This window comes from Streptomyces sp. RKAG293, assembly GCF_023701745.1.
Taxonomy (GTDB): Bacteria; Actinomycetota; Actinomycetes; order Streptomycetales; family Streptomycetaceae; genus Actinacidiphila.
In genome coordinates this window covers 2,916,514-2,941,784 of record NZ_JAJOZB010000001.1, presented here as the reverse complement: position 1 = coordinate 2,941,784, position 25,271 = coordinate 2,916,514, and the positions used below count along the sequence as shown (strand labels likewise).

Genomic DNA, 25,271 nt, shown 5'->3' with positions numbered 1-25,271 from the left:
CCACGCGAGCTCGCAGATCAGACTCCGGTCGGATCCTGGGCATTCGATGTATGCCTTCCGGCCGACTGCTGGACCAGCTGCGGCGGTGTCTGGCCGCTGGGCACCGCGGCCGTCGAACCGCGTACGACCAGCTCCGGGAGGAAGACGAATTCGCTGTGCGGAGCGGGGGTGCCGCCGATCTCCTCCAGCAGCGCCCGCACCGCCGCCTGCCCCATGGCGGCCACCGGCTGCCGGATGGTGGTCAGCGGCGGATCGGTGAAGGCGATCAGCGGGGAATCGTCGAAACCCACGACGGAGACGTCTCCGGGCACCGACAGGCCCTGCTGCCGGGCGGCCCTGATGGCGCCCAGCGCCATCATGTCGGACGCGCAGACGATCGCGGTGCAGCCGGAGGCGATGAGCGCCGTCGCGGCCGCCTGGCCGCCCTCCAGCGTGTACAGCGAGTGTTGGATCAGTTGTTCGGACTGCTCGGCGGTCAGGCCCAGCACGTCCTCCATGCTGCTGATGAAGCCCTGGATCTTGCGGAGCACCGGTACGAAACGCTTCGGTCCGACCGCCAGTCCGATTTTCTCATGTCCGAGTGCCGCCAAATGGGTGACGGCCAGCCGCATCGCGCCCCGGTCGTCCGGAGACACGAACGGGGCCTTGATCTTGTCCGAGAAGCCGTTGATCAGCACGAACGGCACACCCTGGCCGTGCAGCCTGGCGTACCGCTCGGTGTCGGCGGTGGAGTCGGCGTGCAGGCCGGAGACGAAGATGATCCCGGCGACGCCGCGTTCCACGAGCATCTCGACCAGCTCGTCCTCGGTCGAGCCGCCCGGCGTCTGGGTGGCCAGCAGCGGGGTGTACCCGTCGCGGGTCAGCGCCTGGCCGATCACCTGCGCGAACGCGGGAAAGATCGGGTTCTCCAGCTCCGGGGTGATCAGACCGATCAGACCCGCGCTGCGCTGCCGCAGCCGGACCGGCCGTTCGTAGCCGAGCAGATCGAGTGCGGCCAGCACGGATTCACGGGTGGTGGCGGATACGCCGGGCTTGCCGTTGAGGACCCGGCTGACCGTTGCTTCGCTGACACCCGCCTGGGTTGCGATGTCAGCAAGCCTTGCGGTCACAGCACCGGATGCTAGGGGACGGATGGCAGCCACGTCAGATCGCCCACCAAATCGTGGTGTCAGCGGGGATGACGGCGTCGGCTCCGTCCACGGTGAAACCGGCGCCGGAGAGCAGCGCGCGGCCGGGGGCCGGGATCGTGACGGGGGTTCCGCCGACGTTCGCGGTGCAGACGAACGAGCCCTCGGCGCTGTCCCGGCGGAACGCCAGCACGCCCTCCGGCGCTGCCAGCCAGGTCACCTCGGAACCCGCGCCCAGGGCGGGGTGTTCGCGGCGGACGGCCAGCGCCTCGCGGTAGAACTCCAGTGTCGAGGCGGGGTCGCCCTGCTGGGCCTCGACGCTGAGGCCGGCCCAGGCGTCGGGCTGCGGCAGCCAGCTGGGGCCGCCCTCGACCGGACCGAAGCCGTACGGCGCCCGCGTGCCCGACCACGGCAGCGGTACGCGGCAGCCGTCACGGGTGCCGTCCTGGCCGGCGTTGCGGAAGAACGCCGGGTCCTGGCGCACCTCGTCCGGCAGGTCGGTGACCTCGGGCAGGCCCAGTTCCTCGCCCTGGTACAGGTAGGCGGAGCCGGGCAGCGCCAGCATCAGCAGGGTCGCGGCCCGCGCCCGGCGCAAACCGAGCGCCTGGTCGCCGTCGGCGAAGCGGGTGGAGTGCCGCACCACGTCGTGGTTGGACAGCACCCAGGTGGCGGGCGCGCCGACCGAACCCATGGCGGCCAGCGAGGTGTCGATGACCCGGCGCAGTACGGCGGCGTCCCAACTCGACGTCAGGTACTCGAAGTTGAACGCCTGGTGCAGCTCGTCGGGGCGCAGGTACAGGGCGCTGCGCTCGACGGTCGGCGTCCACGCCTCGGCGACGGCGATGCGGTCACTGGGGGCACCTCCCGGCCGGAGGTCGGGGGAGTACTCGTCCAAGATGCGGCGCCAGCTGCGGTAGATCTCGTGCACGCCGTCCTGGTCGAAGTACGGCATCGACGCGGTGCCCAGCAGCTTGAGCTGCTCGTGGGAGCCGATGTCGGGCAGGCCCGCGGCCTTGACCATGCCGTGGGCGACGTCGATCCGGAAGCCGTCGATGCCCAGGTCCAGCCAGAACCGCAGGATCGAGCGGAACTCGTCGTGCACGGCCGGGTGGTCCCAGTTGAAGTCCGGCTGTTCGGGGGCGAACAGGTGCAGGTACCAGTCGCCGGGGGCGCCGTCAGCGTTCACGGTCCGCGTCCAGGCCGGTCCGCCGAAGATGGACTCCCAGTCGTTGGGCGGGAGTTCACCGCTGTCGCCCTTGCCGGGGCGGAAGTGGAAGCGCTCGCGGATCGGCGATCCGGGGCCCTCGCGCAGCGCCTGCTTGAACCACTCGTGCTGGTCGGAGCAGTGGTTGGGGACCACGTCCACGATGACCCGCAGATCCAGCGCGTGGGCGGCCCGCACCAGGTCGTCGGCGTCCGTCAGGGTGCCGAACATCGGGTCGACGGCGCGGTAGTCCGCCACGTCGTAGCCGCCGTCGGCCTGCGGGGAGGCGTAGAACGGCGACAGCCACACGGCGTCCACCCCGAGCGCCCTGAGGTAGGGCAGCCGGGCGGTGATCCCGGGCAGGTCGCCCATCCCGTCGCCGTTGCCGTCGGCGAAGCTGCGCGGGTAGACCTGGTAGATCACCGCGTCACGCCACCAGTCTCTGCGCCCGGCGTCGGCGGCGTTGTCGGCGGCGGAGCGGGGCGCGTCGGTGAGGTGCTGGCTCATGACTTCCTTTTGATCGTGCGGGCCTTGATGTGTGCGGGGGAACGACAGGTGGCGTGGGTGTGCGCGGTGCCGCTGCGCTGGATCAGGACTTGGCGGCGCCGGCGGTGAGGCCGGAGACCAGGTGGCGCTGGACCAGGAAGAAGACGAGGGCGGCCGGGATGGCGATGATCACCGCGGCGGCGGTCAGCGAACCCCAGTCCGCGCGCTGGTCGGTGGCGAGGGTGCGGATGCCGGCCGCCAGCGTGAAGTTCTCGTTGGTGGTCATGAACTGGCTGGCGTAGGCGACCTCGCCCCAGGCCGTCAGGAAGCTGTAGAAGGCGGTGACGGCCAGCCCCGGCCGGGCCAGCGGCAGGATCAGCCGCCAGAACGTGCCGAACGGGGTGAGCCCGTCGATCCGGCCCGCCTCGTCGATCTCGTGCGGGATGGTGTCGAAGTACCCCTTGAGCATCCACGCGCAGAACGGCACCGAGATCGTGCAGTAGGTGACGATCAGACCGAGGTAACTGTCCAGGAGGCCGAGGGTGCCGAGCAGGTTGTACAGCGGCACGATCAGCACGGCCATCGGGAACATCTGCGTGGTCAGGAACATCCACATCAACTGCTTGTGGCCCGGGAACTTCATCCGCGAGATGGCGTAGCCGGCGCTCGCCGACAGCATGACGCCCAGCACGGTCGTCGCGGCCGCGACGATCACCGAGTTGAGGAACCACTTCGGGAAGTTGGTGTGCAGGATGTTCCGGTAGTTCTGCAGGCTCAGATGGCCGAGGATCTCACCCGGGTCCGTCCACGCGGTCTTCGGGCCGAACGAGATGAACGCGATCCACAGCGCCGGAAAGATGGCGACCGCGCTGGCGATCAGGAGCGTGGTGTGCAGGGCGAGCGAGGCAGCGCGGCTGCGTTCGCCGCGCTTGCGGCCCGGGCGGCGGGCGGCCACCGCGGCGGAGCGGGACGTGCCGGCGGTACCCGCCTGGCTGGTGGAAGCTGTCGCACTCATCGTCATGGCTCCTTACGCCTGCTCGGTCTTGGCCTGGTAGCGCCGGTAGAAGGTGGAGAAGACCAGCAGGATGGCGAGGATGACCATGCCGTACGCCGCGGCACCGGAGTAGTCGGACACCCCGGTGAACGCCAGGCGGTAGGCGTAGGTCACGAGGATGTCGGTGTCCCCGCTGGTGTTCTGGCCCAGCAGCAGGAAGATGATCGGGAACATGTTGAAGGTCCAGATCACCCCGAGCAGGATCACGGTGTTGCTGACCGGGCGCAGGCCCGGCAGCGTGATGTGCACGAACCGCTTCCAGGGGGAGGCGCCGTCCATCTCGGCGGCCTCGTAGAGCTCCTGGGGGACGGACTGCATGCCGCCGAGCAGGGCGACCATCATGAAGGGTACGCCCACCCAGACGTTGACCATGATGACGGCGACCTTCTGGGCGAAGGGCGTGCCGAGCCAGTCCTGGGCCGGCAGTCCGACGTGCGTGAGGATCGAGTTGAACACGCCGAACTGTGAGTTGAGCATCAGCCGCCAGGCGAAGACGCTGACGAAGGCCGGAATGGCCCAGGGCAGGATCAGCGAGAGACGGTAGAAGAGCCGGAACTTCACCGGGCGGTTGAGCAGCAGCGCCATGCCCATGCCGATGCCGTAGGTGAGGGTGACGCAGGACAGCGTCCAGATCACCGTCCAGGCGAGACGGGGATAGAAGTGGCCGTCCTGGCCGGAGACGATCTTCCAGTAGTTGTCGAAGCCCACGACGTCGTACGAGGCCGCGATGTGCACGGGGCCGATGTTCTTGGCGACGGTCAGTTCGGTGGCGTTGGTGAGCGACAGATAGACGCCGTAGCCCAGCGGGTACAGCACCAGGACGCCGATCACGATGACCACCGGGGCGACCATGGCCCAGGCGTACCAGTGCTTGTCCCACGACCGCTTGAAAGACGTCATGAGGCCGGCGCGCGGGGCCGTGCCGCGCGATTGCCTGTCAATGGTTGCGGTGGTCATCACTCATCGGCTCTTTCCACGATTACGGATGATGGTGCGAGTGGTGTCGCGGCCCCGGAGCGCCCCTCGGAACGGGGCGGGCGGGGTGGCTCGTTCCCCGGGGCCGCGCGTTCGGCCCGGCCCGGACGGCCGGGCGCGTGGGCCCCGGCCCTCCCAGGGGGAGGACGGGGGCCCCGGCCGACCGGACCGGAGTCTGGTGCCTGTGGAGCGGTGGCTACTTGGCGACCGTGAAGCCTGGCAGGAGCTTGCCGAATTCGGCCGCGGCGGCGTTCAGTCCGGCCTGGACCGAGACCTGGCCCTGCAGGATCTTCACGTACTGCTGCTGGAGCGGGGTGAAGAGGCTGGCGACCTGGGGGAGCGCCACCCGCGGGCGGGCGGTGTCCATGATGCTCTTGAAGCCGGCGATCTTCGGGTCGGCGGTCACCGCGGGGGTGTAGGCCGAGGTCCGGGTCGGCAGGGTGCCGGTCTTGGTCGCGATGGTGACCTGGCTGGCCGAGGAGGTCATGAACTCGGTGAACAGGTAGCTGGCGTCCAGGTTCTTGGAGCCCTGGTAGACCGCGAGGTCATGACCGCCGGTCGGCGCCTGCGGCTTGCCGGTGGAGCCGGCCGGGACCGGGGCGTAGCCGAGGTTCGACTCCTTGCCCTTGAAGGCCGAGCCGCTGATGTCGTCACCGACCGACCAGGGGCCCTGGATCAGCATGGCGACCTTGCCGTTCTTGAACGAGGTCTGCATGTTGTCGTAGGCGCTGGCGAAGTCGACCTTCTCCGACGAGGTGTCGTAGATCTCCTTGGCCTTGGTGACCGCCCTGACGGCCTCCGGCGAGTTGACCGTGATCTTCTTGGCGGCCGCGTCGGCGAGGTCGGTGCCCTCGCCGAAGAGCAGCGGCATCAGGAAGTACGTGTCCGGGTTGACGTAGGTGCCGGCGACGCCGGTCTTCGCCTTGATCGTCTTCGAGACGGAGATGAACTCGTCCCACGTGGTCGGCGGCTTGGTGATGCCGGCCTTGGCGAAGAGCTCCTTGTTGTACAGCAGGCCCAGGGTGTCGGTGACCGACGGGACCCCGTAGGTCTTGCCCTCGTACTTGGTGGTGCTCAGCGGGCCCTGCGTGAAGTCGCCGGTGTCCTTGAGGGCGGCGGTGCCGTCCAGCGGGGCGATGTAGTGGTTGGAGGCGTACTCCGGGATCAGGCCGACATCGGCCCGGACCACGTCGGGGGCGCCCTTGCCGCTCTGCGCCGCCGTCTTGAACTTGTTCTCCACGTCGGAGAACGGGACGTTGACGTACTTGACCTTGATCTTCGGGTACTTCGCCATGAAGTCCTTGATCAGGCTCTGGTAGACAGGCGCCTCGTTGGTGGCGTCCGAGGTGTCCCAGTACGTGATGTCCCCGGAGACTCCGGCCGGGTCCTTCGCCGCGTCCCCGGTGCTCTTGTTGTCGCTGCTGCCGCCACAGGCGGTGGCCCCGAGAACGATGGCCGCGGCCATCGCCACGGCGGATATGCCGCGTCGCATACCTGTCTCCTTGATGAGGGTAAAACCCGGTTCACCCTGGAGTGGGTGATGCGCGCCGCTTGTGCTGTACGGCTGCTCGGGCTGGGCAGGAACGTAACAGCGATGTAAGACCTTGCGAAAGAGCCTGCAAGAAAGTTTCCGCAGGGTCCGCCGAATGTGACGTCCCCGTTACCTGCGGATGTCCGGTGCAGGCCCAGGGCCTGAAGAAGTCCGTTGCAAGGTCTTGCTGCAAGGAGCGGGCAGCGATAGCGTCCGCAGCGCCCGGCGGTGCTGCCGGGCGGCCGCGGGACTCGGCGCGTAGTGCCCCGGCACGAGCTTTCCGTATCGAGGAGACCCGCCCGTGTCCGTACCCGCACGCATACGACGTGTGGCAGCGACGGTGGTGTCGGCGCTGCTGCTGGCCACCGTGCCGGCCGCCGTGCCCGCCCTGGCCGCCGCGCCACCCGCCCCGCCGTCCGACGCGGCGCTCGCCGCCCAGCCGGCCCGCCACGACCTCACGCGTGAGCAGTTCTACTTCGTCCTGCCGGACCGCTTCGCCAACGGCGACCCCCGCAACGACACCGGCGGGCTCACCGGCTCCCGGCTGGTCACCGGCTACGACCCCACCGACAAGGGCTTCTACCAGGGCGGCGACCTCAAGGGCCTGACCGGGAAGCTCGACTACATCAAGGGGCTCGGCACCACCGCCATCTGGATGGCGCCGATCTTCAAGAACCAGCCCGTGCAGGGCACCGGCAAGGACGCGTCGGCCGGCTACCACGGCTACTGGATCACCGACTTCACCCAGGTCGACCCGCACTTCGGGACCAACGACGACCTGAAGAAGCTCATCGCCGCCGCCCACGCCAAGGGCATGAAGATCTTCTTCGACGTCATCACCAATCACACCGCCGACGTCGTGGACTACAAGGAGAAGGCGTACTCCTACCTCTCCAAGGGCGCGTTCCCGTACCTGAGCAAGGACGGCACCCCCTTCGACGACACCCGGTACTCGACGGCCGCGGCGGGCAAGGACTTCCCGGCCGTCGACGCCGACTCCTTCCCGCGGACGCCCGTGGTGGCGCCGGAGAAGAAGAACGTCAAGGTGCCGGCCTGGCTCAACGACCCGGCGATGTACCACGACCGGGGCGACTCCACCTACGCCGGGGAGAGCACCGACCAGGGCGACTTCTCCGGCCTCGACGACCTGTGGACCGAGCGTCCCGAGGTCGTCCAGGGCATGGAGAAGATCTACGAGAAGTGGGTCAAGGACTTCGCGATCGACGGCTTCCGGATCGACACCGTCAAACACGTCGACCTGCCGTTCTGGACCCAGTGGGCCACCGCGCTGGATCAGTACGCCGCCCAGCACGGCCGGAAGAACTTCTTCATGTTCGGCGAGGTCTACTCCGCCGACACCGCGATCACCTCGCCCTACGTCACCCAGGGCCGGCTCGACGCGACCCTGGACTTCCCCTTCCAGGACGCCGCACGCTCCTACGCCTCCCAGGGCGGCTCCGCGGCCAAGCTGTCCGGCCTCTTCGCGCAGGACTACCGGTACACCACCGACAAGGCCAACGCCTACGAGGCGGTGACGTTCCTCGGCAACCACGACATGGGCCGGATCGGGACCTTCCTCCAGCAGGACAACCCCGGCGCCACCGACGCGGAGCTGGTGCGCCGGGACCGGCTCGCCAACGAGCTGATGTTCCTCAGCCGCGGCAACCCCGTCGTCTACTACGGCGACGAGCAGGGCTTCACCGGCGCGGGCGGCGACAAGGACGCCCGGCAGACCATGTTCGCCTCCCACGTCGCCGACTACCTCGACGACGACGAGCTGGGCACCGACCGCACCCACGCCAGTGACGCCTACGACACCGCGGCGCCGCTGTACCGGACGATCGCCGCGCTCTCGAAGCTGACCAAGGACAACCCGGCGCTGCGCGACGGCGTGCAGACCGAGCGGTACGCGGCCGACGGCGCGGGCGTGTACGCGTACTCCCGTACGGACCAGAAGACCAGGACCGAGTACCTGGTCGCGGTGAACAACGCGCCCGGGGCGAAGACCGTGGCGGTACCGACCGGCGCGGCCGGGGCGGACCTCCGCGCGCTCTACGGCGCCACCGGCACCGTGCACAGCGGCGGCGACGGCAAGGTCACCGTGACCGTCCCCGCGCTGTCCTCCGTCGTCTACAAGGCGGACAAGCCGCTCGGCGCTCCGGCCACCCGGCCGTCGATCGCGCTGCACGCCCCCGCCGCCGGTGCCACCGGCACCGTCGAGATCTCCGCCGGCGTGACCGGCGGGCAGCTCGACCGGGTGGTCTTCGCCGCCCAGGTCGGCAACGCCAGGTGGCAGGTGCTCGGCTCCGCCGACCACGCGCCCTACACCGTCACCCAGGCGCTCGACGCGGCCGTCCCCGCCGGGACCGCCCTGCGCTACAAGGCCGTGGTGACCGACTCCGCCGGCCACACCAGCAGCGCGACCGCCGCCACCACCAGCGGCGCACCCGTCGTGCCGACGCCGCCCAGCGCCGTCTCCCGCGACTACGCGGTCGTGCACTACCAGCGCACCGACGGCGACTACACCGACTGGGGCCTGTACACCTGGGGCGACATCGCCGACGGCGAAGGCACCACCTGGCCGGCCGGCAAGCCCTTCTCCGGGCGCGACGCCTACGGCGCCTTCGCCTACGTCAAGCTCAAGCCGGGCGCGTCCAGCGTCGGCTTCATCGCCGTCGACAAGAACGGCGTCAAGGACACCGACGCGGACCGGGCCGTCGACCTCACGAAGACCGGCGAGGTGTGGATCAAGCAGGGCAGCCCCGAGGTGCTCAACGCGCCGCCCACCGGCGCCTACCCGCCGCAGGACACCACCAAGGCCGTCCTGCACTACCAGCGCGCCGACGGCGACTACGCCCACTGGGGCCTGCACACCTGGACCGGCGCCGCCACGCCCACCGACTGGACCAAGCCGCTCCAGCCGACGCGGATCGACGCCTATGGTGCGGTGTACGAGGTGCCGCTCGCACCGGGCGCCACCTCGCTGAGCTACATCCTTCACAACGGCGACGCCAAGGACCTGCCGTCCGACCAGTCCCTGGACCTCGCCTCCAGCGGGCATGAGGTGTGGCTGTTGGCCGGCACGCAGAAGTACCTGCTCCCGCAGCCCAAGGGCACGGGCGGCGACCTCGACCTGAGCAAGGCGCAGGCGCAGTGGATCGACCGCGACACCGTCGCCTGGCACACCGACGCGAGCGCGTCCGCCAGCCAGCAGCTCGTCTACGCCCCCGACGGCGGCATCACCGTCAAGGACGGCGCCCTGTCCGACGAGGGCCACTGGCTGCGGCTGTCCCCGGTCGCCGGCGGCCTGACCGCCGCCCAGAAGGCGAAGTACCCGCAGCTGAAGGAGTACGCGGCCTTCACCGTCGACCCGCGCGACCGGGACCGGATCGGCGCCGCGCTGCCCGGCCAGCTCATCGCCACCCAGCGCGCCGCGAACGGGGCGCTGCTCGCCGCCACCGGTGTGCAGACGCAGGGAGTGCTCGACGACCTGTACGCCGCGAAGGCGCAGCGCGCGACGCTCGGCCCGGTCTTCGACCACGGCCGGCCCGCCCTGTCGGTCTGGGCGCCCACGGCGCACGGCGTCGCGGTGGAGATCGACGGCAGGACCGTCCCCATGCGGCGCGACGCCGGCAGCGGCGTCTGGTCGGTGACCGGCGGCCGCGACTGGACGGGCAAGCCGTACCGGTACGCGGTCACCGTCTGGGCGCCGAGCGTCCAGAAGCTGGTCACCAACCTGGTGACCGACCCGTACTCGGTCGCCCTGACCGCCGACTCCGCCCGCAGCCTCCTCGTCGACCTGGCCGACCCGAAGCTCGCCCCCAAGGGCTGGCAGCGGCAGGCCAAACCGGCGGCCGTGCCGCTGGCCCAGGCGCAGATCCAGGAACTGCACATCCGTGACTTCTCGGTCGCGGACACCACCGTCCCGGCCGCGCAGCGCGGCAAGTACACCGCCTTCACGGCTCCGGGTTCGGCGGGCATGACGCATCTGCGGGCGCTGGCCAAGGCGGGCACGGACTATGTGCACCTGCTGCCCGCGTTCGACTTCGCGACCGTCCCGGAGAAGACCGCCGACCAGGCGGTCCCGGACTGCGACCTCGCCTCCTTCCCCGCCGACTCCGAGAAGCAGCAGGAGTGCGTGGCCAAGGCCGCGGCCAAGGACGCCTACAACTGGGGCTACGACCCGTACCACTACACGGTCCCCGAGGGCTCCTACGCCACCGACCCGGACGGCGCGGGCCGCACCACCGAGTTCCGGCAGATGGTGCAGGGCCTGAACAACGCGGGGCTGCGGGTGGTGATGGACGTGGTCTACAACCACACCGCCGCCTCAGGGCAGGCCGACACCTCGGTCCTCGACAAGATCGTGCCCGGCTACTACCAGCGGCTGATGCCGGACGGCTCGGTCGCCAACTCCACGTGCTGCTCCAACACCGCGCCGGAGAACGCGATGATGGGGAAGCTGGTCGTCGACTCCCTCGTCACCTGGGCGAAGGAGTACAAGGTCGACGGCTTCCGCTTCGACCTGATGGGCCACCACCCGAAGGCGAACATCCTCGCCGTCCGCAAGGCGCTGGACGCGCTGACCCCCGCCAGGGACGGCGTCGACGGCAAGAAGATCATCATGTACGGCGAGGGCTGGAACTTCGGCGAGGTCGCCGACAACGCCCGCTTCGAGCAGGCCACCCAGGCCAACATGGCCGGCACCGGCATCGCCACCTTCAGCGACCGGGCCCGCGACGCCGTACGCGGCGGCAGCCCGTTCGACGCCGACCCCGGCGTGCAGGGCTTCGCCAGCGGCCTCTACACCGACCCCAACTCCTCGACCGCCAACGGCACTCCCGCCGAACAGAAGACCCGGCTGCTGCACTACCAGGACCTCATCAAGGTCGGGCTCACCGGCAACCTGAGCGCGTTCACCTTCACCGACTCCGCCGGCAAGCAGGTGCGCGGCTCCGAGGTCGACTACAACGGCCAGCCCGCCGGATACGCGGCGGCCCCGGGCGACGCGCTCGCCTACGTCGACGCGCACGACAACGAATCGCTGTACGACGCCCTGGCCTTCAAGCTCCCGGCCGCCACGACGGCCGCCGACCGGGCCCGCATGCAGGTGCTCGCCGAATCGACCGCCATGCTCTCCCAGGGCCCGGCGCTCTACCAGGCGGGCAGCGACCTGCTGCGCTCCAAGTCCCTGGACCGCAACTCCTTCGACTCCGGTGACTGGTTCAACGCCATCCACTGGGACTGCGCCACCGGCAACGGCTTCGGCCGCGGCCTCCCGCCGGCCGCCGACAACCGGCCCAAGTGGCCCTTCGCCAAGCCGCTGCTCACCTCCCCGGCCCTGCACCCCGGCTGCGCCGAGATCACCGGCGCCTCCGCCGCCTACCAGGACCTGCTCAGGATCCGCTCCACCGAACCGGCCTTCGCCCTGACCTCCACCACCCAGGTCCAGGACCGGCTCTCCTTCCCGCTCTCGGGCCAGGACGAGACCCCGGGCGTCATCACGATGCGCCTCGGCGACCTGGTCGTGGTCTTCAACGCCACGCCCACCGCCCGGACCCAGCGAGTCCCCGCCCTCTCCGGCACCCCCTACGCCCTCCACCCGACCCAGTCCGCCGGCTCCGACCCGATCGTCAAAACCGCCACCTACGACAAGACCACTGGAACCTTCACGATCCCGGCCCGCACGGTCGCGATCTACACGAAGCGATAGCCGCGGGGAACGACGGAAAGGGCCCGCCTCCCCGCCCGGGGAGGCGGGCCCTGTTTGTACCAATTCCTGTACCAATTTCTGTACAGATATCGGGACAGAAATTCGGTATGGTGGATGTATGAAGGTTCCCGAGGTTGTCACTGTCAGCGATGCCCGCGCTCACCTCTCGCAGATACTGACGGTGCTGTCGGAGGACGGAGCCGCCGCCGACCCCGTCCTCATCGGTGCCCACCGCAAACCGCAGGGCGTGCTGCTCTCCGTCGAAGCGTTCGAGGCGCTGACCGGACGGGCGCAGCGCCGCGACGCGGTTGAATCCGCCACAGGATCGATCGCGGCCGAAGGGCTTCAGGCCTCCGCGGAGGCCGATCGGGACGCCGAGTCCTACGTCCGCGGCGGACTCGACGCCGATGAGCTCGTAGCCCGTGCGATCGCCCGCCATCGCGGCACGTCGGATCGGCAGGCCGGGTGAGTGACCCCTATGTGATGCCGAACGGCGTTCTGCGCAATAACCTCGGCATCACGGATCAGACCCTCCTGGACCAGGCCGAGGCGGACATCACCCGTGCCCGGCTCATCGCCCTCGCGGCCGACCCACCGACCGGTGGATACGACCTGGAGCACCTCTGCCGATGACATCGGACGATCTTCGGCGACATCTACCCCTGGGCGGGGGAGCTGCGCACGGTGGACATCGCCGAGCACACCCCGTTCTGCCCGGTGATGCACCTGCGGTCGTATGCGGACGAGGTCTTCGGCCGCCTGCGTTCCGCCGACCAGGGGGGCCGCTCGAAGCGATGCTCGCGGAGCTGGTCAGCTGACGAGCCGCTTCTCCAGGAGGGTCACCGCGTACCTGCTGCCCTTGCCGCCGTCCTTCAGGGGTTGTTCGCCGGTCACGGTGTAGCCGGCCGACTCGTAGTACGTGCGCAGGCGGGGGTTGGTCGCGACGCAGTCCAGACGGCTCAGGGAGCGGCCGGTTCGGGTGATGCGGTGTTCCGCGTGGGTGAGCATCGCGCGGCCGAGGTGGGGCGGGGCGGTGGCGCGGTCGGTCATCAGGCGGTGGATGTAGCCCGCGACCGGGGGCTGCGGGCCCCAGGCGGGCTCGTCGTCCCACCACAGTTCCCAGCCGCCGACCGGGGCACTGCCGCCGGTGTCGGCGAGCCAGACCTCGCCCTCCTTCAGACGGAGCAGGAAGTGGTCCTCGCTCTTCTGGCCGGGCTTCCACTGGTCGATGCCCTGCCGCTGCATCCAGCGGGCGGCGCCGTCGTACAGGGCGACGAGGGCGGGTACGTCGTCCTCGGTGGCCTGCCGGAAGATCACACCGTCTCGTTGAAGATCGCTCATGACCGACCTTCTCACCCGGAGCCCCAGGACCGGAACCGGCCGCCCCCGAGGGGACGTCCAGGGGATCATGAACTCCCCATCCGTCACGATCCGTGACGCCGCCCCCGGTGACCTGGACGGCATCGCCGACGTGCACCGCGGGGCCCGCGCCACGTACTACGAGGGGCATCTCCCCGAGGAGGCGTACAACGGCCCCGACGAACTGCGCCGCTGCCGGGAGGGCACCGGGCGCGCGATCGGGTCGGCCGACCGCAGGGTGCTCTGCGTGCTGCGCGAGGACCGGGTCGTCGCCTTCGCGGTGCTCGGCTTCAGGACCGGCGAGGAGAAGCTCTTCCAGTTCCACGTCGACCCGGAGCTCTGGCGGGCGGGACTCGGCAGCGTCCTGCACCGGGCGTGCGTCACGGCCTGGCGGGACGCCGCCGTGACCGCCGCCCGGCTGGAGGTCTTCGGGCCGAACCGGCGGGCCCAGGCGTTCTACGCCCGCCAGGGCTGGGTCGAGGACGGTCATGCCGACGACCACGTCACGATGTCCCTGGCCGTCGACACCCTCTAGCCCAGCGCGTTCAGGGTCCTGCCGGTCGTCAGCCGGCCCGTCAGCTTGGCGTTCGCGCCGCGTTCCGCGCGGACGGCGAGCAGCTGGCCGTCCGCGCTGGCGCGGACGCCGCCGGTGGCCGAGACCTTGGTGACATCGCGGCTGCCGGCCGCGAGCAGGAACCAGTGGCCGGCCGGGGACTTCCACATGACGCCGGCCAGCACGTGCTGGCCGAACCGGCTGCACGCGTTGGTGTCCTGGGCCTGCGCGGCCACCGCCGCGAGAGCGGTCGGCGACGAGCCGGGGGGCTGGAACTGCACCATCGCCTGCCCGGCACCGCGCCAGGTGTCCGTCCGCGTGCACACCCAGGACGCGGCGGCGCCGCCCTCGGGCAGCCGCTGCTGGGCGAACTCCCAGTTCTCGACGGCCCGTACGCCCTGGCCGCGCAGCGCCCCGAGCCGGCACGCGCTGTGCGCCCAGTTCAGCAGGGCCTGCGACCCGGTGGCCTCGCGCGGCTGCCGGGCCGGGGCGGACGTGCCGCCCGGGGGAGGGGTGTAGGTGAGATGGACCGGGGTCAGATCGCCCAGATCGGTCAGCAGGAACGAGTGCTGCTCGACGATCTTCGCCGAGGAGCGGAACTGCAGCACCGGCCACGCCGTCCCGCACTGCCCCGCCGGGGCGCCCGCGCCCGGGGTGCGGACCGGGTCGGTGACCCCGTCGGCCGCGACGTGCAGCGGCTGTCCTGCCCGGTCGGGCTGGAGCAGGTCGCGGGTCTGCGCGTCGTCGACCCAGGGCGCGGTCAGGAAGCGGGTGTTGCCGTCGACACGGCCCACGACGACGGCCGCACCGGTGGTGACGTCCGCGTCGTCCACCCGCGCGAAGTCCAGCGCGGCGAAACCCTTGCCGTCCTGCGGCTCCGCGTACCGGACGATCCGCATCCCGTCGTAGAGCACGACCACCGCCGCCTCGCCCACATCGCCCGCGTACAGCAGCTGCGGGGGCTGGGCGGGCAGGCCGCGCGAGGTGCCGGGGGTCGCCGAGACCTGCACGCGCTCCCCGGGCCGGGACCACACGGCGAGCGCACGGCGCAGCAGTTCGGTGTCGTCCTTCCGGCCGCCCCGGGCGGGCCAGGCGGTGAAATCCATCCGTGACGTGTGCTCCCACAGGGCCGCGTCGGCCCGCACCAGTGCCGACGACTCCAGCGGGCTCGCGGATCCGGCGGGCGTCCCGGCCGCGTACGAACCGGGGTCGCCGTCGTCGGAGCCGGCCAGCGGCAGCAGCACCGCCGCGACCACCACGGCCGCGACCGCGAGGCCCGCGGCCCGCATGTGCTGCCGTCGGCGCAGCAGATCGGTCGGCCGCGCCTGCACCGTGCACGGGTCGAACTCGCCGCCGCCGAGCAGCGCACGGACCGGCTCGCCGCCCTCACCGGCGGCCGCGGCCGCCTCGGCGACAGCGGTGCGGGGATCGGCGACGCCCGCCGCGGCCAGCACCTGCCGCACCTCGCGTTCGGCCAGCCCCTCCAGGGCGCTCAGCGCGAACGCCGCACGGGCGGGGCTGCCGAGCTCGGACAGCGAACGGTCCAGGGCGAGTTCGTCCGTACCGCCCGCCTTGGGGTGCAGCCGCAACCCCCACACATGCGGCAACGGCAGCCAGCCGCGCGCCTCGTGGGCCCGCTTCCGCCACCCGTCCTCAGCGCCGTGCGCCACCGCGCCGCGCAGCACCTCCTGGCGCACCAGCGCGTACGCCGGATCGGGCGGGCCACCGCGCGGGCCGCCCGCGTCCGCGGCGACCGGGTCGGGCGCGTGCCGCCCGCGCGGCAGCGCCCGCTGCACGAGGGTGTGCGCGGCCAGCACCCTGCGGTGCCGGCCGAGGGCGGCCGGCAGCGTCAGATACGCCAGCCGCACCAGGTGCGGATAGTTCTCGACGATCGAGGCTTCGGCCTCCTCGACCTCCACGGGTCCGGCCGCTGTCGCTTCCGATGTGTCCACATGCCGTCAAACGAGTGAATGGTGCGATGGTCACTCAATGCGCCGCGCGCCGGGTCCCCCCACAGCGCCACGTCCGATTCCCGCCGGATTCCGGCCGCGTCCCGAGCGATCGTTGACCCATGACCATCACCCGCGAGACCACGGCCTTCCACACCTCCGCCATCGATCCGGCCCTGCTCACCCGCCTGCGGGACACCGACGACGCGGGCCTGGCGCCCGAGCTGAGCACCCACGAGGAGGGCGGCGCCCCACTGCGCTGCTGCCTGCGGCACGCGGCGCCCGGCGACCGGATCGCGCTGCTCTCGTACGCCCCGCTGCGCCACTGGGCGGCGGAGACCGGCGCGAACCCGGGCCCGTACCTGGAAATGGGGCCGGTGTTCGTGCACGCCGACGCCGACGCCTGCCCCGGCCCGCCGTCCGGCGACGGCTACCCGCTGCCGATGCACGGCACCGACCGGGTCTTCCGCGCCTACAGCGCCGACGGCCGCATCCTGGGCGGGCGCCTCGTCCGGCTCGGCCACGACGAGGCGGCGGCGGGCGCCGCGGACGCGGAGCTGGCCGCGATGTTCAGCGACCCGGAGGTCGCCCTGGTGCACGTCCGCGCAGTGGAATTCGGCTGCTTCCTGTTCGCGGTGCGCCGGGCGGGATGATCCGCCCCGATCCACGTCCTAGTGGCCCGCGGTGAGCTTGACGAGTACGACGGCCGCGCCGATCGCCGTGTCCAGCGTGCCGGCGACCAGCGCGGCCAGCAGGCCGCCGCCCATCCGGACACCGGCGAGGAAGCCCCAGGCGAAGAGCCCGACGACATCGACCGTCGCGGCGGCGACCAGGGCGGTGTGCAGGGCCATCGCCCCGGTCGCGGACACACCGATCAGGATCAGCGGTCCTGCGGCGCTGAGCAGCAACGGACTGCTGACGTACAGCAGTCGGCGGAACTCCGGCCAGGTGGTGGAGCGGTGGTGGACGGCCCGGTGCCCCTGGTCGTCCGCGACGAGGGTGGCCAGCCACAGGCCGAGCGACGTGGCGGCGACGGACACGGCCGCCTCGCCCGCCGCCAGGTCGTCGACCATGGTGAGGCCGACGACGACGGCGATCATGGTGATCGTCGCGTAGATCCGTTCCTTGAGCCGTTCCGCCATGGTCTCGGTGACGTCCTCGGCAGGGACTCCGGGGGGAGGTGTCTCGTGCATCCGGTCAGTCGAGCACGGCGGCGTGCCCACCGGGCGGCGCCGCGCAAAAGCAGATCAGGAACGGTCCAGGTAGGCCAGCACGGCCAGCACCCGGCGGTTGTCGTCGTCCGACAGCGTCAGGTCGAGCTTGGCGAAGATGTTGGACGTGTGCTTGGCGACGGCCCGTTCCGTCACCACCAGCCGCTCCGCGATCGCGACGTTGGACCGGCCCTCGGCCATCAGAGCCATCACTTCGCTCTCGCGGGGCGTCAGCTGTCCCAGCGGCTCGTTGCGCACATTGCGGGCCAGCAGCTGCGAGATGACCTGCGGATCCATCGCCGTACCGCCGCCGGCCACCCGCCGCACCGCGTCGATGAACTGGTCCGCGTCGAACACCCGGTCCTTCAGCAGATAGCCGACCCCGCCGCTGCCGTCGGCCAGCAACTCCCGGGCGTACAGCTGCTCCACGTGCTGGGAGAGCACGAGCACCGGAAGGCCGGGGATCTCGCGCCGGGCGTGGAGCGCCGCCTGCAGTCCCTCGTCGGTGAACGACGGCGGCAGCCGCACATCCACCACCGCCACGTCCGGCCGCAACTCCACCAGGGCGCGCTGCAGTTCCGGCCCGTTGTCGACCGCGGCGGCGATCTCGAAGTCGTACGCCTCCAGCAGCCGGACCAGTCCGTCGCGCAGCAGGAAGAGGTCTTCGGCGAGAACGACGCGCACGGCAACTCCAGGATGGCGGGGGGCGGGACGGTGCTGGGCCCCGCCGCGCTGTCGGCGGGGCCCTCCCGGCGCAGCCAGCGCTGATGGGATACGGCCCACCGTAGCGGCCACCTCTGACAACCGGTCCGCGAAGGCGGATCCCACCCTGCCCCTTCACACCCGTCACACCACCTCACAGCCGTCCCACAGGCGACAGTGAATCTTCATCCGCCTCTTAATCCCGGCTCACACGGCTGTCACACCGGTGCCCCACAGTGAGGGACATGTCCGTCCCGCCGCCGTCCGCCGCCGACCAGAGCCCGGTGTCCGCGGCCAACGAGGCGATCCGCCGCTTCGTCCGGGAGCGCTCCAACGTGGCCTGGACCCGGGCCGAGCTGGCCGAACTCGACCGGCTCCGCCGCGCCTGGCGCCGCGCCGGATGCGGAGACAGGACCCCGGACAGGACCGGAGACCGCGGCGGCCCCTGACCCGATACGGGGTCAGGGGCCACTCGTCACGTGAGTTCAACGGTCCGGCGCTACCGCACCTGGTTCGCCGCCGGGGCCGCCGGCGCGCACGGGAGTTCCATCGTCACCATCGTCGGGCCGCCCACCGGACTGTTCACGGCCAGGACACCGTCGAACGCGCCGAGCCGGCGTTCGATGCCCTGCAGACCGGTGCCGCGGGAGACGTCGGCGCCGCCGCTGCCGTCGTCGGTGACCGAGATCCGGAGCATGCCGTCCTCGTGCCGCAGGTCGATCCAGATGCGCTCGGCGCCCGAGTGCTTGGCGGCGTTGGTGAGGAGCTCGGAGACCGTGAAGTAGGCGGCCGACTCCACCGGCGCCTCGAAGCGGCCGGCCAGATCGACGTTGACGTCGGTCGGGATCGGGCCGCGCAGCGCCAGCGCCCTGACCGCGTCGCCGAGTCCGCGCTCCGCGAGGACCGGCGGGTGGATGCCGCGCACCAGGTCGCGCAGTTCGGTGAGGGCGTCGGCGGAGGACTGGCGGGCCTCGGAGAGGATCTTCCGGGCCTTCTCCGGGTTCTGCTCGAGCAGGTGCTCGACGATGCCGAGGTTCATGCCCATGGCGACGAGCCGGGCCTGGGCGCCGTCGTGCAGGTCCCGTTCGATGCGCCGGAGTTCGGCGGCGGAGCTGTCGACCGCGTCGGAGCGGGTCTCCGCCAGCCGGGCCACCCGCCGCTTGAGCGCCGCCTCCTGCGCCGCCGGGGTGGGGGCGAGGAAGGCCCGGGTGAGCAGGGCGTGGCGGTGCAGCAGCGTCGGGGAGAAGCGCAGGCCGAGCAGGATCCAGACGGTGCCGAGCAGGGCGGCCAGGACGGCCGTCGTCTGGTCGGAGACTGGGATGAACGCGTACCAGTAGGTGCCGCCCGCCGACACGATCGGCCGCCACACGGCGGCGGCGAGCACCCAGCCGAAGGCGCCCTCCAGGAACAGCCCGGCCGTGATGTACGCGAGGATCGCGCCCGCCGTCATGTCGACCAGCAGCCACTGCAGGTCACGCCAGGTGGCGGGGTCGGTCAGCACCCACTCCAGACGCCGCCAGCTGCCGGCGACCCCCGGCCGGAACTCCGGTGCGGGGCGGTACGGGCGGGCGATCTCGACACCCGACCAGCGCAGCGCCAGCTCCCGGCGGTGGTCGGCCCGGTCCCGCACCCTGGCGATCATCCACGGAGTGGTGAAGATGCCGATGCCGATGCTGATGAAGGAGATCGAGACCACGGCGAACACGAAGAGGACGATCGACTCGACGAGGCCCAGTACTGCCAGGGCGAGCCCCCTGATACCTGCGAGTCCCGCGTTGCGGATGTTCATGGCCGCCCTCCCCGTTCGGTCAACCGTCTGCGTCGCCATCTTGGCATCACCCAGTCTGCCGACGGCGTCCGCGCAGGTCACTGGCGGTGGCCCCCCAAGGGGGTGTACCTGGCGACACCATCGGGACCGGGGGTCTGGACGGCTGGGGCCCGCCGCCGCGAATTCCTACCTTCAGGGGGTCGGAGAAATCTACTGAATCCTTGGGGGAGCGACGAGATGAAGGACAATCTCGCGGCACGGCTCGGTGCGTGGAGCGCCGGTCACCGCAAGACGGCGATCATCGGCTGGCTGCTGTTCGTGGTGGTGGCCTCGGTCATCGGCGGCATGGTCGGTACGACGCAGATGAAGTCGTACGAGAACGGCGCCGGCGACTCGGCCGCCGCCGACCGGATCCTGGCCGAGCACGGCCTGGAGCACCCGGCCGGGGAGATGGTCCTGGTCCGCTCCGAGGGCCCGGGACAGTGGAAGACGGCGGCGAAGGCGGTCGCCGAAGGGGTCGGCGCCACCGGCGAGGTCGGGGCCGTACAGGCGGCGCTGCCGTCCCAGGACGGCCGTTCCGCGCTGATCCGCTTCGAGATGAAGGGCAAGCAGGAGGACGCGGGCGACCGGGTGCAGCCGGTGCTCGACGCGGTGCAGAAGGTCCGCGACGGCCACCAGGACGTCCTCATCGACGAGTTCGGGGACGCCAGCGCCGGCAAGTGGCTCGGCGATGTCATCACCAAGGACTTCGCGAAGGCCGAGTGGACGGCCGTACCGCTCGCGCTCGGCATCCTGCTGGTCGCCTTCGGCGCCCTGGTCGCCGCGCTGCTGCCGGTCGGGCTCGCGGTCACCGCGTTCATCGGGGCGAGCGGCCTGCTGGCGGTCGGCAGCCACAAGCTGCACATCTTCGAGTCCACCAGCTCCGTGATGCTCCTGATGGGGCTGGCCGTCGGCGTCGACTACTGCCTGTTCTACCTGCGCCGCGAGCGGGACGAGCGGGCGGCGGGACACGACGCCGAGACCGCGCTGCGGATCGCCGCGGCCACCAGCGGCCGGGCGGTACTGGTCTCCGGGCTGACGGTCATGGTCGCGATGGCGGGCATGTTCCTGTCCGGGCTGCTGCTCTTCAAGGGCTTCGCGATGGCGACGATCCTCGTCGTGTTCACCGCGATGCTCGGCTCCGTGACGGTGCTGCCCGCCCTGCTGTCACTGCTCGGCGACCGGGTCGAGCGGGGCCGGCTGCCGCGCTTCGGCCGCGCCTCCCGGGCCCGCCGTGCCCACAAGCCGCGCCGTCAGGCAGGCCGTGTCTCCGGTGCCGTCCTGCGGCCCGTCATCGCCCGGCCGAAGATCTTCGCGGTGCTGGGCGCCGGAGTGCTGCTGGCGCTGGCCGTCCCCGCGCTGGGGATGCACACCGAGTCGCTGGGCATGGACAAGCAGCTCCCGGCCGACGCCCCGCTGCGCACCGCGTTCGAGCAGATCACCACGGCCTTCCCGGGCGGTCCGGCACCGGCCAGGATCGTCGTGCAGGCCCGGGACATCGAGGCGCCCGGCGTCAGGGCCGCGATCGCCGGCTTCACGGCGAAGGCCGCCGCGTCGGACGAGTTCGGCAAGGGCGTCACCACCGCGGTCCACGCGGACCAGGACATCGCGGTGATCGAGGTGCCGCTCGCGGGGAACGGCAGCGACGCCGTCTCGAAGCACGCCCTGGCCACCCTGCGCGACGACCTGGTGCCGCACACCCTGGGCCCGGTCGCGGAGCACGCCTACGTCACCGGTGACCTGGCCGGTTCCGTCGACTTCAACGGCCAGCTGAAGAGCGGCATCGTCCCGGTCTTCGTCTTCATCATGGGCGTGACGTTCCTGCTGATGCTGTTCAGCTTCCGCTCGGTGACGGTGGCGGTCACGTCCATCCTCCTCAACCTGCTGTCGGTGGGCGCCGCGTTCGGTGTCATGACGGCGGTCTTCCAGCACGGCTGGGGCGCGTCCCTGGTCGGCACCGAGTCGGTGGGCGCGATCGAGGGCTGGATGCCGCTGTTCGTCCTGGTGGTCCTGTTCGGCCTGTCGATGGACTACCACGTGTTCGTCGTGTCCCGGATCCGTGAGGCCCGCGACCGGGGGATGAGCACCACCGAGGCGGTCCGCGACGGGGTGCGCTCCACGGCGGGCGCGGTCACCAGCGCCGCCGCGATCATGGTCGCGATCTTCGCGGTCTTCGCCACGCTGTCGATGCAGGACATGAAGCAGATGGGCGTCGGCCTGGCCGTGGCGGTGTTCCTGGACGCCACCGTGGTGCGGGTGCTGCTGCTCCCGTCGGTGATGGTCCTGCTCGGCGAGCGCAACTGGTACCTGCCGCGCCGGCTGGGCTGGCTGCCGAAGGTGTCGCACGGCGAGGAGGCCGTCCCGGCCCCGCCGGCCCGGGACGTCTACGCGGCGGGTGCGCCGACCGGCGTCCGCTGAGGTCCGCGGACGGCGGTACAACGGCTGAGGGGCCCGTCGACTCGACGGGCCCCTCAGCCGTTGTCATTCACCGGTGAAAGCTCAGACCTGGCCGGCCTTCTCCAGCGCGGTGCAGCAGGTCTCGACGATGAGGCGGGTCACGACGTACGGGTCGACGTTCGCGTTCGGACGCCGGTCCTCGATGTAGCCCTTCTGCTCGACCTCGACCTGCCACGGGATGCGCACCGAGGCGCCGCGGTCGGAGACGCCGTAGCTGTACTCGTTCCACGGGGCGGTCTCGTGCAGACCGGTCAGGCGCTCGTCGATGCCCGCGCCGTAGTTCTTGACGTGGTCGAGCGGCTTGCTGCCCTCGCCGAGGGACTCGCAGGCGGTGATGATCGCCTCGTAGCCCTCGCGCATGGCCTTGGTGGAGAAGTTGGTGTGCGCGCCCGCGCCGTTCCAGTCGCCCTTGACCGGCTTCGGGTCGAGGGTGGCGGAGACGTTGAAGTCCTCGGCGGTGCGGTACAGCAGCCAGCGCGCGATCCACAGCTGGTCGGAGACCTCCAGCGGCGAGACCGGGCCGACCTGGAACTCCCACTGGCCGGGCATGACCTCGGCGTTGATGCCGGAGATCGCCAGGCCCGCGGTGAGACAGTTCTCCAGGTGCTTCTCGACGATGTCGCGGCCGAAGATCTCGTCGGAGCCGACACCGCAGTAGTAGCCGCCCTGCGCGGCGGGGAAGCCGGCGACGGGGAAGCCGAGCGGCCGGGCGCCGTCGAAGAAGGTGTACTCCTGCTCGATGCCGAAGATCGGCTCCTGGCCGGCGAACTGCTCGGCGAGCGGGGTGAGCAGCGCACGGGTGTTGCTCTCGTGCGGCGTCATGTCGGTGTTGAGCACCTCGCACATGACCAGGACGTCAGCGCCGCCGCGGATCGGGTCCGGGCAGGAGAACACCGGCTTGAGCACGCGGTCCGATGCGTGACCCACGGCCTGGTTGGTGCTGGATCCGTCGAAGCCCCAGGTCGGGAGCTCGGCGCCGTCGGCCAGGATCCTCGTCTTGGAGCGAAGCTTGGCGGTCGGCGAGGTGCCGTCGATCCAGATGTACTCAGCCTTGTAGGTCACGGGGCGCCATCCTTAACAAGCCACTGTCTTCGCGGGTGCAGTAGTGCACTGAAACGAGGGGTGTCGGCCGAGCGCCGTTGATCGAGCCGGTGGCAGCATGGCAAGAACGTTTTTCCCGGCTGTGTCCCTTGTGTTAACCCCGTGTGAACGCACCCGTGCGACCTGCGCCCAGACCGAGCAGTAGCGCCGCCAGATGTCCGGCGTCGGTGAACGTCCGCCCCTCCCGCACCAGGGGTCGCACGACGAGACCCAGCACACCGGCCGCGGCCACCGCCCGTGCGGCGCGGTGCGGGAGCGAGACGGCGGCGGCCCCGAGCACCGCGTTCAGGCCGTAGCTGGCTCCGACGTCCACCGCCGACCGGGTCTCCTTCGAGGCGTCCGTCGCGCGGAGCCCGCCGTATACCAACAGGCTCGCCCCGAGGTGGCCGACCGCGAACACCGCGGCCGTCCGGCGCGACCCCCAGACGGCCTCGGCCCCGCCCAGAACGCCGAGCAGTATCGCCCCGTACGCCGGATCGAGCGGCCGTTCCACGAGAAAAGCACTGGTCAGGAGGGTGTGCCAGCGACCGGCCCGCAGATTGTCGACATTGGTGGAGTGCGCGCGCAGCACCGCCTCACGGTCCGCCTCCGGCAACGGCCGCAGGATGTACGCGCCGGACTGCACGGCGGCCACATAGGCCGAGGCCGCCCAGGGCGCCCTGCGGGCGGGCGACCGGGTGCCGGGGCGGCCTCCAGAGGTTCTGGGGCGGCGTCCGAGGAGATCAATGGCGGGCATCGGCCCATCATCGCTGAGTAGGCTGCCGACATGCCGCACATAGCCGTGGACTACTCCGCCACCCTCACCGACACCTTCGACCGCCAGGGCTTCGCACAGGCCCTGCACCCGCTGGTCGCCAAGATCGCGGACGCGCAGGTGTCCGGCTGCAAGACCCGCTTCCGCCCGCTGGACGAGATCGTCATCTCGGACGGCGGGACCGACGAGGCGATGATCCACATCCAGGTCGCGCTGCTGGACGGCCGCACCCCCGGGACCAAGCTGGAGCTGAGCACCGCGGTGCTCGCGCTCGTCCGCGAGCACACCGCCGCGACGCCCGGCCTGACCGTCCACAGCTCCGTCGAGATCCGTGACCTCGACCGCGCCAGCTACCAGCGGCACTCCTCATGACGTTCCGCGTCGGACTGCTGGGCACCGGCCCCTGGGCGGAGATCGCCCACGCGCCCGCCCTGAGCGCCCACCCCGGGGTCGAGTTCACCGGCGTATGGGGCCGCAGGCCCGAGGCCGCGGCCGACCTGGCGGCGCGCTTCGACACCCGCGCCTATGACGACGTGGACGCCCTGATCGCGGACGTGGACGCCGTCGCGATCGCGCTGCCCCCCGACGTCCAGGCCCCGCTGGCCGCCCGCGCCGCCGCGGCCGGCCGCCATCTGCTGCTCGACAAGCCGCTCGCGGCGACCGTCGGCGAGGCCCGCGCGGTCGTCGAGGCAGCCGAGGCGTCCGGCGTCGCGTCCGTCGTCTTCTTCACCGTCCGCTTCGACCGGACGACGGGGGAGTGGGTCGACGAGCAGGCCGCCGCGGGCGGCTGGTTCACCGGCCGCGCCGACTGGCTCGGCTCGGTCTTCGCCGGCGGCGACAGCCCGTTCGCGGCCTCCCCGTGGCGCCGCGAGAAGGGCGCGCTGTGGGACGTCGGACCGCATGCCCTGTCCGTCCTCCTGCCGGTGTTCGGCGATGTCACCGATGTCGCGGCCGTCAGCGGCAGCGGCGACACCGTCCATGTGGCGCTGCGCCACGCGGGCGGGTCGGCCAGCACGGCCACCCTCAGCCTGACAGCGCCGGAACCGGCCGCCGGAGTCACCGTCGAGCTGCGCGGTGAGCGCGGCGTGCGCACGCTCCCCGAACTCGGCGAGGGCCCGGTGGAGGCGCTGCGGAACGCCACCGACGCCCTGATCACCGCCGCCCGCACCGGACAACCCCACCCCTGCGACGCGCGCTTCGCGCTGCGCGTCACCGAGACACTCGCTTTGGTGGAGGAAGCGCTCGGCAAGCGCTGACGGAGCGGAGGCCGGGCGGGTTGCAACAGGCA

General features: G+C 71.3%; 21 protein-coding genes. 9 read left to right on the top strand and 12 right to left on the bottom strand.

What is annotated here, in order from left to right; all coding sequences use genetic code 11:
* Positions 1-17: 17 nt before the first annotated feature.
* The 5 genes from LNW72_RS13040 to LNW72_RS13020 form a co-directional block, all read right to left on the bottom strand.
* Positions 18-1,109 carry a LacI family DNA-binding transcriptional regulator gene (locus LNW72_RS13040; RefSeq protein ID WP_250975560.1) on the bottom strand — a complete coding sequence of 364 codons (1,092 nt, stop codon included), beginning with the start codon at positions 1,107-1,109 and terminating at the stop codon, positions 18-20.
* Positions 1,110-1,143: 34 nt separating this feature from the next.
* A complete protein-coding gene (locus LNW72_RS13035; RefSeq protein ID WP_250975559.1) occupies positions 1,144-2,838 on the bottom strand; it encodes a glycoside hydrolase family 13 protein in 1,695 nt (564 codons plus the stop codon).
* Positions 2,839-2,920: 82 nt separating this feature from the next.
* Positions 2,921-3,832, bottom strand: a complete 912-nt coding sequence (locus LNW72_RS13030; RefSeq protein WP_250975558.1) for a carbohydrate ABC transporter permease — start codon at positions 3,830-3,832, stop codon at positions 2,921-2,923.
* Positions 3,833-3,844: 12 nt separating this feature from the next.
* The gene (locus LNW72_RS13025; protein ID WP_250975557.1) at positions 3,845-4,771 is read right to left on the bottom strand and encodes a carbohydrate ABC transporter permease; all 927 of its coding nucleotides are present in this window, start codon (positions 4,769-4,771) and stop codon (positions 3,845-3,847) included.
* Positions 4,772-5,042: 271 nt separating this feature from the next.
* Positions 5,043-6,338, bottom strand: coding sequence for an extracellular solute-binding protein (locus tag LNW72_RS13020; protein ID WP_250975556.1), 1,296 nt, complete (start codon positions 6,336-6,338; stop codon positions 5,043-5,045).
* 340 nt (positions 6,339-6,678) lie between these two features.
* On the opposite strand from LNW72_RS13020, the gene pulA reads away from it, so the two are divergent.
* The 3 genes from pulA to LNW72_RS13005 all read left to right on the top strand — a co-directional run bounded on the left by pulA (position 6,679) and on the right by LNW72_RS13005 (position 12,723).
* Complete coding sequence (gene pulA, locus LNW72_RS13015) at positions 6,679-12,090, top strand: pullulanase-type alpha-1,6-glucosidase (RefSeq protein WP_250975555.1); 5,412 nt, start codon at positions 6,679-6,681, stop codon at positions 12,088-12,090.
* A gap of 118 nt (positions 12,091-12,208) precedes the next feature.
* Positions 12,209-12,559 (top strand): type II toxin-antitoxin system Phd/YefM family antitoxin, encoded by a 351-nt coding sequence (locus LNW72_RS13010; protein ID WP_250975554.1) that lies wholly within the window; start codon positions 12,209-12,211, stop codon positions 12,557-12,559.
* Complete coding sequence (locus LNW72_RS13005) at positions 12,556-12,723, top strand: hypothetical protein (RefSeq protein ID WP_250975553.1); 168 nt, start codon at positions 12,556-12,558, stop codon at positions 12,721-12,723. The genes LNW72_RS13010 and LNW72_RS13005 overlap by 4 nt, the downstream gene beginning before the upstream one ends.
* Before the next feature lie 177 nt (positions 12,724-12,900).
* On the opposite strand, the gene LNW72_RS13000 is transcribed toward LNW72_RS13005, so the two are convergent.
* A complete protein-coding gene (locus LNW72_RS13000) occupies positions 12,901-13,431 on the bottom strand; it encodes a GNAT family N-acetyltransferase (protein ID WP_250975552.1) in 531 nt (176 codons plus the stop codon).
* Between LNW72_RS13000 and LNW72_RS12995 the strand changes: the two genes are divergently transcribed.
* Entirely contained in the window at positions 13,430-13,984 is a 555-nt protein-coding gene (locus LNW72_RS12995) for a GNAT family N-acetyltransferase (RefSeq protein WP_250975551.1), read from the top strand. The two genes, LNW72_RS13000 and LNW72_RS12995, sit on opposite strands and share 2 nt — an antisense overlap.
* On the opposite strand, the gene LNW72_RS12990 is transcribed toward LNW72_RS12995, so the two are convergent.
* Positions 13,981-15,954, bottom strand: coding sequence for a hypothetical protein (locus tag LNW72_RS12990; protein ID WP_250975550.1), 1,974 nt, complete (start codon positions 15,952-15,954; stop codon positions 13,981-13,983). The genes LNW72_RS12995 and LNW72_RS12990 overlap by 4 nt on opposite strands.
* A gap of 119 nt (positions 15,955-16,073) precedes the next feature.
* On the opposite strand from LNW72_RS12990, the gene LNW72_RS12985 reads away from it, so the two are divergent.
* Positions 16,074-16,604: a DUF1203 domain-containing protein gene (locus LNW72_RS12985; protein WP_250975549.1), complete on the top strand. Its 531-nt coding sequence runs from the start codon at positions 16,074-16,076 to the stop codon at positions 16,602-16,604.
* An 18-nt stretch (positions 16,605-16,622) separates the two neighbouring features.
* Here the strand turns inward: LNW72_RS12985 and LNW72_RS12980 are convergent, their stop codons facing one another.
* Positions 16,623-17,144: a hypothetical protein gene (locus LNW72_RS12980; protein WP_250975548.1), complete on the bottom strand. Its 522-nt coding sequence runs from the start codon at positions 17,142-17,144 to the stop codon at positions 16,623-16,625.
* A gap of 54 nt (positions 17,145-17,198) precedes the next feature.
* A complete protein-coding gene (locus LNW72_RS12975) occupies positions 17,199-17,846 on the bottom strand; it encodes a response regulator transcription factor (protein ID WP_250975547.1) in 648 nt (215 codons plus the stop codon).
* Between the two features lie 263 nt (positions 17,847-18,109).
* Here LNW72_RS12975 and LNW72_RS12970 point away from each other — a divergent pair, with 263 nt between their 5' ends.
* Positions 18,110-18,313, top strand: coding sequence for a hypothetical protein (locus LNW72_RS12970; protein ID WP_250975546.1), 204 nt, complete (start codon positions 18,110-18,112; stop codon positions 18,311-18,313).
* A 50-nt stretch (positions 18,314-18,363) separates the two neighbouring features.
* Here the strand turns inward: LNW72_RS12970 and LNW72_RS12965 are convergent, their stop codons facing one another.
* Positions 18,364-19,653, bottom strand: coding sequence for a sensor histidine kinase (locus tag LNW72_RS12965; protein ID WP_250975545.1), 1,290 nt, complete (start codon positions 19,651-19,653; stop codon positions 18,364-18,366).
* Between the two features lie 216 nt (positions 19,654-19,869).
* On the opposite strand from LNW72_RS12965, the gene LNW72_RS12960 reads away from it, so the two are divergent.
* Positions 19,870-22,089: an MMPL family transporter gene (locus tag LNW72_RS12960; protein WP_250975544.1), complete on the top strand. Its 2,220-nt coding sequence runs from the start codon at positions 19,870-19,872 to the stop codon at positions 22,087-22,089.
* 81 nt (positions 22,090-22,170) lie between these two features.
* Here the strand turns inward: LNW72_RS12960 and glnII are convergent, their stop codons facing one another.
* Together glnII and LNW72_RS12950 are read right to left on the bottom strand one after the other, a co-directional pair.
* Entirely contained in the window at positions 22,171-23,190 is a 1,020-nt protein-coding gene (gene glnII, locus LNW72_RS12955) for a glutamine synthetase (protein WP_250975543.1), read from the bottom strand.
* Positions 23,191-23,323: 133 nt separating this feature from the next.
* Complete coding sequence (locus tag LNW72_RS12950) at positions 23,324-23,965, bottom strand: rhomboid-like protein (protein ID WP_250975542.1); 642 nt, start codon at positions 23,963-23,965, stop codon at positions 23,324-23,326.
* A 30-nt stretch (positions 23,966-23,995) separates the two neighbouring features.
* Here LNW72_RS12950 and LNW72_RS12945 point away from each other — a divergent pair, with 30 nt between their 5' ends.
* Together LNW72_RS12945 and LNW72_RS12940 are read left to right on the top strand one after the other, a co-directional pair.
* The gene (locus tag LNW72_RS12945; RefSeq protein WP_250975541.1) at positions 23,996-24,355 is read left to right on the top strand and encodes an isomerase; all 360 of its coding nucleotides are present in this window, start codon (positions 23,996-23,998) and stop codon (positions 24,353-24,355) included.
* Entirely contained in the window at positions 24,352-25,239 is an 888-nt protein-coding gene (locus LNW72_RS12940) for a Gfo/Idh/MocA family protein (RefSeq protein WP_250975540.1), read from the top strand. Before LNW72_RS12945 ends, LNW72_RS12940 begins: the two co-directional genes overlap by 4 nt.
* The last annotated feature ends 32 nt before the right edge of the window (positions 25,240-25,271 follow it).